Source organism: Marivirga sp., assembly GCF_024636815.1.
Classification (GTDB): Bacteria; Bacteroidota; Bacteroidia; order Cytophagales; family Cyclobacteriaceae; genus Marivirga.
This window is the reverse complement of sequence record NZ_JAGXGF010000213.1, coordinates 1-12,287: the sequence shown is the minus strand read 5'-3', so window position 1 is coordinate 12,287 and position 12,287 is coordinate 1. Positions and strand designations below refer to the sequence as shown.

Here is a 12,287-nt window from a genome sequence, read left to right as displayed (position 1 = left end):
TTTTCCTATCCCACCTCTAAACAGCGATTTTCTTCCTAAAAATTCCTTACAATAGCCCGCTATTGCTTCAGAATTTTTAGTTGAAACTCACTATTTACAGGCGTTCTGAATCCTAAATTAGAATCGAACTCAGGTTAATAAGGATACTAAGTTCATCATTAGACTACTTTTAAAATTCATTAAAATGTAGAGTCAATAAATATTTTGGACTTAATTGAGTTAGAAATAAAAAAGGTGAGCCATTGCTGACTCACCTTTTGATTAAGATCTATTTTGAAAGAAGGTTTACTTTTTCTTCTTTTTACCTTTATCCTTAGCTTTTTTGGCTTCTTCACTTGCTTTCATTGCTTCTTGCAATCTCTGCTGGAATTTGGATGTCTTTTTATTGACATTCTTCTTCTTATTTTCCTCTAGAATCCCAATGATTTTATCTTCATCAATCATTCTTCTAATCAACGTTTGCTGACCGAATGTGATTAAGTTGGCTATTAGATAATAGAAACTTAAAGCTGCCGGGAAGCTATTCAATACAAACATGAAAATTACAGGCATGAAATACTGTATGTTTTTCATTGGGCCTTGTACTGAGCTTACTTGCCCCTGAGACCATGTAATTAAAAGGGTAGACAATGTCATTAGGATAGTGAATAAACTCACGTGATCGCCATAGAATGGGATTGTAAATGGCAAACTTAATACACTATCATATGTTGATAAATCACTTGCCCATAAGAAAGATTCTTGCCTCAGTTCAATAGAACTTGGGAAGAAATAGAACATGGCAAATAGAATCGGCATTTGTAGCAATAATGGAATACAACCAGAAAGAGGGTTTACACCTACTTTTCGATAGAGATCCATTTGATCTGCTTGAGCCTTTTGCATATCACCTCCATGCTTTTCCTTAATCTCGTCTAATTGAGGCTTTAAAACTTTCGTTTTAGCCATTGAGACATAGGATTTATAGGAAAGAGGGGAGAGTGCTAGTTTGATTAAAAACACTAATATGATAATAATCAAGCCGTAATTACTGATGTATTTTTCCAATACATAAAACACATTGATAATCACATATTTATTTACTAAACTGATAGGAAACCAGCCTAAATAAACATTTTCTTCAAAATCAGGAGCTACTTTTTGTAAAGTTTTATAGTTGTTTGGTCCAAAATAATATTTGAATTCACCCGCTTTGTTGGTTACTTCAGCTAAAGGAATTTCAACTTTAGCTTTTCCTCTTTTTACATAATCATCGGATAAACCTTCAATATCAGTAGCAAATTCCGCTCTTTTCATTGGAATATCCGTAATCAAGGCTTCCATAAAGAAGTTTTGCTTAAAAGAGAACCACTTTACAGGTTCTGTAATTTCTTCACTGTCTTCTTCAGATCGTTCACTTAAACCATCCATTCCTTCTTCTTCGGAATAGTAATTCATCGTGACTTTCATTCTACTCTGTTCGAGATCTTTTTCGAACTTACGCATTTTCTTATTCCAACGTAAAGTTAATTGATCACCCAGAACCTCATTATTAAGACCGTTGAATGCTAATGTGTAGCCTATCTGATATTGATTTCCTGATAAGGTATAAACCTGTTCAATACTTTTACCTGATGCTAATTGAGCAACAAATTTAATGTCTATCGTATCTCCATTTGAAAGCTGTCTCTTTGGAGAACCTTGCATTTCAAAATAGAGATCATACAAATTGACTTCACCATTAGCAGTATTAAACAACAACTCTTTCTCTTCATCTTCCTGATTGGAAATGATAAGAGGCTGACCATCGTGCGTTTTGAAATCCAGTAATTCTACATTTTTAATTCTACCACCTTTTGAATCAAATTGAATTGCTATAGTTTCAGTATTGAAAGTAGAAATTTGAGATTCGCCTTTTGCAACACCTGCAAACGCTCCAAATTGATTCACTAATTTTTGGTTTAAACTAGAATCATTTTCAATTACGCTTGTTGCTTCCTTGGTGTTTGTTGAAGGAGCAGCTTCTTGTTGTTTTTCGTTTTGTTCTACCTGATTGCTTTCAATATTTTCAGCTTGTTGCGGAGCGTCCGCAAAAAACCAGAAATAGGCAATCATTAAAATAGAAATCAGGATAAGTCCCGTTGCTTGATTTTTGTCCATCTAAATTGTAATTAATTCGATTCTGATAATATTTTATGTTCTAAACTTGCTTTTACAAATCGCACAAATAAAGGATGTGGATTTAAAACAGTACTTTTTAGCTCAGGATGAAATTGTGTGCCTACAAACCAAGGGTGTTCCGCAATTTCTACTATTTCCACTAACCCTGTTTTTGGATTAATTCCGGTAGCTTTCATACCTGCAGCTTCAATATCCTGCAAATATCTATTATTAAATTCGTATCTATGCCTATGACGCTCATTAATTTTCGTTTTTCCGTAAGCTTGATAGGCTTTTGTATTCTTTTTTAACTCACAAGCATAAGATCCCAAACGCATTGTTCCGCCTTTTTGAGTGATGCTTTGCTGTTCCTCCATTAAATCAATAATAGGATTTTTAGTTTTAGGATCCATTTCAGTAGAGGCAGCATCTTTTAAGCCTAATACATTCCTTGCAAATTCAACTACCGCACACTGCATTCCCAAGCAAATACCAAAAAATGGTAGTTTTTGTTCACGGCAGTATTTGATAGTATGAATCTTTCCTTCTATTCCTCTTTCTCCAAAACCAGGTGCAACTAATACTCCATGGACATTTCCTAATAATGAATCTACATTATCTGCATTGACTTCTTCTGAATGAATCCACTTAACATTTACTTTAGTTTCATTTTCAGCTCCAGCATGAATAAAGGATTCAGTAATGGATTTGTAAGCATCAGGTAATTCTATGTATTTACCTACCAGTGCAATATTGATATCTGAGATTGGATTTTTTAATTTACCTAAGAAGTTTTTCCATTGAGTCAATTCTGGTTCTACCTTATGAGAAAGCTTTAGTTTAGCTAATACTCTTTCATCCAGCTTTTCTTTCCTCATCAATAATGGAACATCATAGATAGAATCAGCATCCATTGCTTCTATAACTGAATTAATGTTCACATTACAGAAAAGAGCTAATTTCTTTCTTATTTCTTGGGGTAATTTATGTTCTGTTCGGCAAACCAAAATATCAGGCTGAATACCGGATTCTAATAATTGTTTTACAGCATGCTGAGTAGGCTTTGTTTTTAATTCACCCGCAGCCTTCAAATAGGGGATAAGGGTCAGGTTAACGACTAAGAAATTATTAGTTCCTACATCCCATTTCACTTGTCTTACAGCTTCAATAAAAGGCAAAGATTCAATATCACCTACACAACCCCCGATTTCTGTGATAACAATATCATATTCGTTTTTCTCGGCAACGGCATAAATATTTCTTTTGATTTCATCCGTAATATGAGGAATTACTTGAACTGTTTTACCCAAATAAGCACCTTCTCGTTCTTTTGTAATTACATTATAATAGATTCTACCAGTTGTGACATTGTTTTCTTGAGAGGTATTGATGTTTAAAAACCTTTCATAATGACCTAAATCCAAATCGGTTTCTGCACCATCCTCGGTTACAAAACATTCTCCATGTTCATATGGATTTAGTGTTCCTGGATCAATATTAATATAAGGATCTAATTTTTGAATAGTTACAGAGAAACCACGTGCTTGTAGCAATTTAGCTAAAGAAGCCGCGATTATACCTTTTCCTAAGGAAGAGGTTACACCACCGGTAACAAAGATGAATTTAGTATTTTTTTGAGATGCCATAAGTTGTTTTTGAATTGCCTGCTATACTTATGGGATACAAAGGTAGTATAAGCATTTTAAAATCTTCATCTATTTGAGATTTTAATGTTAATTTTTCTACTCTGTTTAAACAATACTTTCAGAATTAGAGGTTTAATGATATAATAAATTTAGATTGTGATAGTAACTTAATATACCATTTTATTCTAAAACATTAAATTCTTCCTTTTTCGGATATTCATCTATCCTTGTCCAGGTTTCAAGTCCGGAAATATTCACTGTAAAAATACTTTCATGGGTTTGTGCAATTTTAGCTCCGCCCAAAGTAGTATGCCAATTTTCCCAACTAAACTCTATACCTCCAACAGGGATAATTTGCACCCACATTTTTACAGATTCCGGCATTCCTGTTTCTTCATTAATTAGCCATAAATAAGAATCGCCAGGGGTAACTCCACCACTTTTATAGGTAATCAAAAGGCCTTCTATATTATCATCTTTTTGGGCGACATATCTTCTTTCAGTGCCTGCATCTCTCACTTTAGTAATGGGGTTTAACCAAAATGAATCATTTGCCCATATTTCATAAGCATCTTCTAATAATCTACTAAGTACTTCTTCTCTTTCTACTTTCTTACCTTTAGCAAAAGCTACTCCTTTTCTGGAATCTAATCTGATAAATACTTTATAGTTCTCCCAGGATACTTTAGCCCAATGTCTATCTTTGTCCCATACAAGCTGATGTTTTCCTGCAAAATCCCATTCCACTACAGATATTTCCTGCCATGCAGAATCATTGACTGCCGATAACATTTTATCCGCTAATCGCTCAGCTTTTTCGCCTTTCTCGCCTTGGGGTAAATCTTCATCTATTACCAAATAAGTGATAAAACCTATCAATCCTAAAACGACCAATACTATAAAAATCCACTTTATAATTTTCATCTATATATTATTAGAAGGGTACAAAAACAATTTTCTTAGTCTCGAAAAAAGGTTCTGAAAAGTATTCAGAGATTGAAACTTCTTGATACATTCTTTTTATCTCAGCCATTTCTTCTTCCAAATCTCCACCTTTTAGGGCAATTATTCCACTATTGTCTTCGGGATTATCAGATTGTACTTTTTGGTTTACCCAATGTATAAAGCTTTTCATGCGAGTAACCGCACGGCTAACAACAAAATCAAATTTACCTTTTGTCTTTTCAGCTCTTAGATGATGCGCTTCTACATTTTCTATGCCTAATGATTGGGTGACAGCTTTTACTACCTTTATTTTTTTACCAATAGAATCTACAAGAGTGAAATGGGCATTAGGAAACATAATTGCTAAAGGAATACCAGGGAATCCACCACCTGTCCCTACATCCAATATTTGTTTACCTGAAAGGTCTTGAAATTTAGCTATAGCTAAAGCATGAAGAATATGCTTTTCATAAATATAATCAATGTCTTTACGAGAAATGACATTGATTTTTTCATTCCATTCGGCATACAAATTGCCTAACTCTTCAAATTGTGCTTTTTGTTGTGCACTCAGTTCTGGGAAGTACTTTTCCACTATAGCACTGCTATCCATATCAGAATTGAGTTTCCTTACCTGTGATTAGTTCACGCATTAACTCTCTTGAGCGGTGTAATTGCGCTTTTATGGTGCCTAAAGGGGCCTCTAATTCTGTGGCTATTTCTTCATAAGAAAGTTCCTGAAAATATCTAAGCTTCACCAGGCGTTGATATTTGGAAGGTAATTTATCCACAAACATGCGCATCAATTCAATTCTCTGCGTTTTAATGGCTCTATCTTGAGGAGTCAAATTCCCTTTATCTTCCACATCCAGTTCAACAGCATCTCCATTATCATCTGTGTAGGACGAATGGATACTAATAGTTCTCAGTTTCTTTTTACGGATAAAATCAATCGCATTATTGGTTGCAATTCTAAACAACCAGGTACTGAAAGTATAATCTTTTTTAAATCGGTGAAGGCTTTTAAAGGCTTTTGAAAATGCTTCAATGGTTAAATCTTCTGCATCATCCACATTTCTCACCATTTTTAAAACCATGTGATATACTGGTTTTTTATATCTTTTCATCAACTCTGCATATGCCATTTGGTCTTTAGCTATAACTGCCTGGTCGATTAATCTAAAATCTTTTAATGCCTTCTCTGAAAAATTTCTATTTTTATTTATTTCCATTTAAGATGCTTTGTTAGTGAAGCATAAATTCCCCAAATCCAATAATATAATATAAATAGGATTTCTAATATGAGTAAATTATAATGCATGAATCTTATCCCAAAATTAATGCTAAGCTTGTAAAATACGACATATTGTCCTGCTATATACATTAAAATAAGGAAACATAAAATTAAACAATCAGTCGGACTTCCCAACATTATGCCCAATATAAATAATATCCACAATGAAGTTTGAGTAAAATGAAAGACCCCCAGCTTGACTTTATCTCTGATTTTATAATATTTACCTACTGATAGATGTCTTTTCTTTTGTCTGAAAAATGAACCCCAATTTTCTTTCGGATTAGAAAAAGTTAAACTTTCAGGATGAATACATATTTCTGTATTTTCGTGTGTAGAGTGCCTGTTGACCCATAAGTCATCATCTCCACCCATAATTGGGCTTAAATCTTTAAATCCCTTGGAAGCCAAAAATAAAGATTTTCTATAAGCTAAGTTTCTGCCTACGCCCATATAGGCTTCCTTTTTATATGCAAAGGATAAATAAAGCAAAGCAGTATGAATAGTTTCAAAACGAATGAATTGATTAAGAAAACTTTTTCTTTTTTTATATAAAGAAGCTCCTAAAACAATAGAAATTGAATTTGTGAAAGATTGTGACATTCTGTCAACCCAATGAACAGTAGCAGGATGGCAATCTGCATCGCTCAATAAAATAATATCATGTTCAGCACTATCAATTCCTTTAGTGAGAGCATATTTTTTTGAGTTAAAATTATCTGGAGTTTTTTCAATGTGCAATACTTTTAAATGTGAATGCTTTTGACTTTGATCCTTTAACCAATTTTTACTTCCATCATTAGACCTATCATTAACTACAATCACTTCAAAGCTTTCATATTCTTGATTAATAAATAGGGGTAAATTCTGCTTCAGGTTTTCGAGTTCATTGTGTGCGCAAATAATTACTGACACTGCTTCTTTGCTGTGATGTTTTTGACTTGGTTCTTTCCTATTAAAAATAAAAGGCAAAAAATATCGGAAATGAAAATAAGCTTGAATCAAAAAAATGGCAATGAAAATTAGACTTATGTGGTGGATTTGCTCCATACTTTAAAAATGATTCAGCTTTTTGACAAAGATATTGGAAAATAAAAACTATAAATTCTTAAGAAGCTATATTTTTGCATTCTTATGCAATTTACAATTTCAAATAAAGATAAAAACTCTAATGCTCGTGCTGGTGAATTAACCACCGCACATGGCAATATTAAAACTCCTATTTTCATGCCTGTTGGTACTGCAGGATCGGTTAAGGCCGTTCATCAGCGTGAATTAAAGGATGATATTCAAGCGCAAATCATTTTGGGGAATACCTATCATTTATATTTACGGCCCGGCTTAGATATTCTGCAAAAGGCTGGCGGACTTCATAAATTCAATGGATGGGAGAAACCAATCTTAACTGATAGTGGTGGTTATCAGGTTTACAGTTTGTCAGGAACAAGAAAAATAAAGGAAGAAGGAGTAACCTTCAAATCTCATATTGATGGCTCTTCTCATATATTTAGTCCTGAAGGTGTAATGGATATTCAACGAAAGATTGGTGCAGATATCATTATGGCTTTTGATGAATGTACGCCTTATCCATGTGATTATGAATATGCCAGAAAATCTATGGATATGACCCACAGATGGTTGGATAGATGCATCAAGCAGTTCGACAACACGGAAGGCCATTATGGGTATGAGCAATCATTGTTCCCAATTGTACAAGGCAGCACTTACAAGGATTTAAGAAAGCGGTCTGCAGAAGAAATAGCTTCCAAAGACAGGGCTGGTAATGCTATTGGTGGTTTATCTGTTGGGGAGCCTGCGGAAGATATGTATGAAATGACCGAATTGGTTTGCGATATACTTCCTCAGGATAAGCCTCGATATTTGATGGGAGTGGGAACTCCAGCCAATATATTGGAATGCATTGCTTTGGGAGTTGATATGTTCGATTGTGTGATGCCTACTCGAAATGCTCGAAATGGAATGTTATTTACCACCGAAGGCATCATAAATATCAAAAATAAAAAATGGGAGGATGATTTTTCTGCTATTGACCCAACATTGGGAACTTATGTGGATACATTTTATACAAAGGCCTATTTAAGACATTTAATTCACTCAAAAGAAATTCTGGGAGCTCAAATTGCCAGCATTCATAATTTAACTTTTTATCTTTGGTTGGTAGAACAAGCCAGAGAGCAAATTATATCTGGCACATTTTATGAATGGAAAGAAAAAATGGTTAAAAAATTAATGACCCGTTTGTAAAATCATTATGAAGATATTAGATAAATATATACTTAAAAAGTTCTTGTCCACTTTCGCTTTTGTGGTGATTATTATTCTGGCTATAGTCACGGTAATTGACTATACAGAAAAGAATGATGATTTCATGGAGCACAATTTAGGTTTAATTGATGTATTACCTTATTATGGAGCCTTTATTCCATGGATAGGAAATTTGATCACACCTATCACAATTTTTATTGCAGCGGTTTTTGTCACCTCAAAAATGGCTGGCCATACTGAAATTGTAGCCATGTTAGCAAGTGGTATGAGTTTTAGAAGGTTGTTAGTCCCTTATATGATGGGAGCTGGAATAGTGGCTATTTCTAGTTTTTATTTAAATGCTTATGTGATTCCTGATGCTAATAAAACAAGAATTGCTTTTGAAACTGCCTACATTAAAAAACCATTTTATTTTACCGATAGAGATATACATTTAAAAATTGCTCCTGAAACATATGCATATATGGAAAGCTATAATAATCAACGAGATGTTGGTTATCGCTTTACCTTGGAATTGATTGAAGATAAAAAACTTAAGGAAAAATTAAGTGCGAGAAGAATTGAGTGGGATTCCGTACAAAGTAATTGGAAAGTTAAAGATTGGACATTAAGGAAATTTGATGGAATGAAAGAAACTTTCTCGGAAGGAAAGGAGATGGACACCGTTCTCAATATCACTCCAAAAGATTTTGGGAATACTTACGGTTTACAAGAAACTCTCACACTAACAGAGTTGAATGATTATATAAGTTTATTGAAAGAAAGAGGTGCAGATAATGTTAAGATTTATCTTATTGAACGCTATATTCGTTTCATGGCTCCTTTTGCGGCCATAATATTAACTTTCATTGGAGTGGTAGTTTCATCCAAGAAGAAAAGGGGAGGAACTGGTTTTCAAATTGCACTGGGCTTTGTCATTGCTTTTGTCTTTATAATATTCTTTATTTTGAGCAAAGCTATAGCCGAAAATTCAACTATGAATCCTATTTTGGCTGTTTGGCTACCAAATATTACCTTTAGCATAGTAGGATTGGTTCTTTATAAATTTGTACCCCGATGACAAATGAGGTAAAAAATTACGTTCAGCTACATTTCATAGTTCTGATTTGGGGACTGACTGCAATTTTAGGGCTCCTTATTAATATTTCAGCTGTAGCTGTGGTTTTTTACCGTACTCTTTTTGCTACCATAATACTCTTATTTTTACTGTATCTCTGGAAGCTAAGCTTTAAATTAGGGATTAAAGAATTCCTAAAAATTACTGGTGTGGGCCTAATCATAGGATTGCATTGGATCCTCTTTTTTGCTGCTGCCAGAGTTTCTACAGCATCTGTTTGTTTAGTTGGAATAGCTACTTGTTCTTTCTGGACAAGTTTGATAGAGCCCTTAATGAGTAGTAGAAAAGTAAAAGTTTATGAATTAGCATTAGGTATAATGGTAGTGATTGGTCTATACATTATATTTAGTGTGGAATTTCAATATATTGAAGGATTAATAATGGCTATTTTATCTGCAATGCTAGCCAGTGTTTTTACTGTTTTGAATGGGAAATTGACACACCGCCATAATCATTATGTAATTACCTTTTATGAAATGATGGGTGCTTTTATCGGTTCAGTTCTATTAATCCCTCTTTATCTATTTTATTTCGATACAGAAATCTTAAATTTTGTTCCAATACAATGGGATTGGTTTTACCTTCTTATTTTGGCTGGAATTTGTACTGTTTTAGCTTTTTCTATGTCAGTTAAAGTGCAAAAAGTATTAAGCGCTTTTGTAGTAAACCTTACAGTTAACCTAGAGCCAATCTATGGAATTATACTAGCTTTTCTTATTTTTGGTGAGGAAGAGAAAATGAGCTTTGGATTCTATGTAGGGACTGCGATCATTTTACTCTCTGTGCTTAGTTATCCTATGGTGAATAGGATTATGAAAAGAAGAGCACTGCAAAGCGATTTAATTAGATAAATAATCCTATGATGTTGAGGGTAAATATTTTAATCCTTTTTTTAACAGTACTTTCTTTTAAACTTTTTGCACAAGATGAAATTATCTTGGAATCACCTGAATTGGTTGAAGCTAGAGTTGGAGAAGGCGTGGTTTTCTTAGTTAAGTACAATAAAGAAGATAATCCTAATCTTAAACTTACATGGAAAAGCGATATTTTAGATGCTAATTTTGATGATCAAGAAGGCGAATTCTTCTGGGAAACTAGTAATGATGATATTGGACTTCAATCTGCATTTTTCTATTTGAAAGATTCTTCCAATCAAATTATTGCCACTTCTAAAACACTTATTAAAGTTAATGCAAGAGCTTCTGTTCCCACGATTGAAATGGAGCCAGATTCACTTGATAGTCGTGCTTTTATAAAATTATTGCAAGGAGAAGAGTATAATCTTGAATTTATTGCCTCTACTCGTAATAGTAGAAATGCAGATGATGTGGTGCTTACCTACATCTGGAATAATGATACTGATTTACCTACAATCGATCAAGCGGAGACTCATGTAATTGGAAATAGACTTTTACTTGATTGGATACCTAGTCAAAGTCAAGCTTCTAAAAAATATTATGATTTGGATTTGATTGCAATTGACAATACAAATGCAGTTAATAGAAGAAAATTTCGATTTCAGATTATAGGCCAGGAGCTACCACCAAGATTAAGAAATAATGTAAATGATACGTACATAATTACTGCAGATCAGGAATTGGATATTGATTTTTCAGTTTATGATCCAAATAATGATCCAGTTGTTTATTCAGTTGATATTCCAGTTACAGTAGGAGCACCAACTATCAATGAAAAGGGAATTTTCACATGGGAACTCAGCTCTATGGAAATGAGTAATATCAGCTCAATATTTCCTCTCCAAATTAAATTAAAGGCTGAAGAAGCAGAAGATTCTCAACATTTTGTTGAAAAAGAAATAACAATTCTCAAAAGCGAAAAAAATGATCCTCCGCTTATTACAAAACTGAGTAATTTAAGTATTAGAGAAGGTTATGATATAAAAAGAAGAGTGTTTATTCAGGATAACAACCATCCTATCTCAGATTTAAAATACTCCTTAGAAAATGAGCCCGACTGGCTGTATGTCCAGCAGGAGGGAGGTCGACTATTTCTAATGAGTGATACTTTAGGTTTTGATATAGTGAAAGCAGATGGGATACCAGTACAATTTGATGTTTTATTTACAGTTACTGATCCTGAAGGTGCTTCGGATAGTAAGTTTTTTAATGTAACTGTAAACGAAGGCGTAAATACTCAAAAGTTGTATGAGCAATTAATTGATTATCAAAAGTCTACAGATGCTTTATTAGTAGGGCTAAGGAAACAAATTCGAGAGCTGGATTCCAGAGTGCAGAGAAATCAAAGACTTAAAAAAGGCTTGCTTTTTACTACCTTTTTCCTGGGTAGTTTCAGTGCAACAAGTTCATTTTTTGAAGATCATACCATTGCTAATCAAGTTACTCCTTATGCCGGTGCACTTTTAGCCATCACTAGTAGTGTGAATGCTCTGGCTTTTAATCAGGAAGGAAAAATTATTAATATAAAGGGAAGATTAGAAGATGTTGAAAAATCGATAGTTAGGAATAAAAGCTATTTGCAGACTTATTCTATTGAAGATGAAAATGATGATGAATTAAGAAATAGCGAATTAGTAAATAGGGTTCAATCATATCGACAAGCCTTGATTGAACAACGCATAGAATTAAGACGCTTGGAGGATCAGTACCGTGAATTGAATTATGTTCAGCGTAAGGTGAGAAGATTTAATAAAAAAGGAAAAGCTGAAAATTTAAAATGGAATTTTATTGATAAGATTTAATCTATTAACCTGAGTTCGACTCTAATTTGTAAATTCAGATTTTCATATAATTCAATAGACAAGGCGTCTTTGAGAAGATATAGCGGGCTATATCGAGGGAAGATAACGCAGTATATTGGATTATATGGAAAAGCTTTTCCT

The 12,287-nt window shown here is 33.6% G+C and carries 10 protein-coding genes; 4 read left to right on the top strand and 6 right to left on the bottom strand.

The window, feature by feature from the left end; all coding sequences use genetic code 11:
* Nucleotides 1–285: 285 nt before the first annotated feature.
* The 6 genes from yidC to Q0L29_RS15275 form a co-directional block, all read right to left on the bottom strand.
* Entirely contained in the window at nucleotides 286–2,139 is a 1,854-nt protein-coding gene (gene yidC / locus Q0L29_RS15300) for a membrane protein insertase YidC (protein ID WP_296623048.1), read from the bottom strand.
* 11 nt (nucleotides 2,140–2,150) lie between these two features.
* Nucleotides 2,151–3,785 (bottom strand): CTP synthase, encoded by a 1,635-nt coding sequence (locus Q0L29_RS15295; protein WP_296623047.1) that lies wholly within the window; start codon nucleotides 3,783–3,785, stop codon nucleotides 2,151–2,153.
* Between the two features lie 180 nt (nucleotides 3,786–3,965).
* Nucleotides 3,966–4,709 (bottom strand): hypothetical protein, encoded by a 744-nt coding sequence (locus tag Q0L29_RS15290; protein ID WP_296623046.1) that lies wholly within the window; start codon nucleotides 4,707–4,709, stop codon nucleotides 3,966–3,968.
* A 10-nt stretch (nucleotides 4,710–4,719) separates the two neighbouring features.
* Complete coding sequence (rsmG, locus tag Q0L29_RS15285; protein ID WP_296623045.1) at nucleotides 4,720–5,343, bottom strand: 16S rRNA (guanine(527)-N(7))-methyltransferase RsmG; 624 nt, start codon at nucleotides 5,341–5,343, stop codon at nucleotides 4,720–4,722.
* A gap of 1 nt (nucleotide 5,344) precedes the next feature.
* Nucleotides 5,345–5,962, bottom strand: coding sequence for a sigma-70 family RNA polymerase sigma factor (locus Q0L29_RS15280; protein ID WP_296623044.1), 618 nt, complete (start codon nucleotides 5,960–5,962; stop codon nucleotides 5,345–5,347).
* Entirely contained in the window at nucleotides 5,953–7,074 is a 1,122-nt protein-coding gene (locus Q0L29_RS15275) for a glycosyltransferase (protein ID WP_296623043.1), read from the bottom strand. The genes Q0L29_RS15280 and Q0L29_RS15275 overlap by 10 nt, the downstream gene beginning before the upstream one ends.
* A gap of 84 nt (nucleotides 7,075–7,158) precedes the next feature.
* Here Q0L29_RS15275 and tgt point away from each other — a divergent pair, with 84 nt between their 5' ends.
* The 4 genes from tgt to Q0L29_RS15255 are packed head-to-tail and all read left to right on the top strand — an operon-like array spanning nucleotide 7,159 to nucleotide 12,146.
* A complete protein-coding gene (gene tgt, locus Q0L29_RS15270; RefSeq protein ID WP_296623042.1) occupies nucleotides 7,159–8,289 on the top strand; it encodes a tRNA guanosine(34) transglycosylase Tgt in 1,131 nt (376 codons plus the stop codon).
* A gap of 7 nt (nucleotides 8,290–8,296) precedes the next feature.
* The gene (locus tag Q0L29_RS15265; protein WP_296623041.1) at nucleotides 8,297–9,370 is read left to right on the top strand and encodes an LptF/LptG family permease; all 1,074 of its coding nucleotides are present in this window, start codon (nucleotides 8,297–8,299) and stop codon (nucleotides 9,368–9,370) included.
* Entirely contained in the window at nucleotides 9,367–10,278 is a 912-nt protein-coding gene (locus tag Q0L29_RS15260) for an EamA family transporter (RefSeq protein WP_296623040.1), read from the top strand. Before Q0L29_RS15265 ends, Q0L29_RS15260 begins: the two co-directional genes overlap by 4 nt.
* Before the next feature lie 8 nt (nucleotides 10,279–10,286).
* On the top strand, nucleotides 10,287–12,146 hold the full coding sequence (locus tag Q0L29_RS15255) for a hypothetical protein (protein WP_296623039.1): 1,860 nt from the start codon (nucleotides 10,287–10,289) through the stop codon (nucleotides 12,144–12,146).
* Nucleotides 12,147–12,287: the final 141 nt, after the last annotated feature.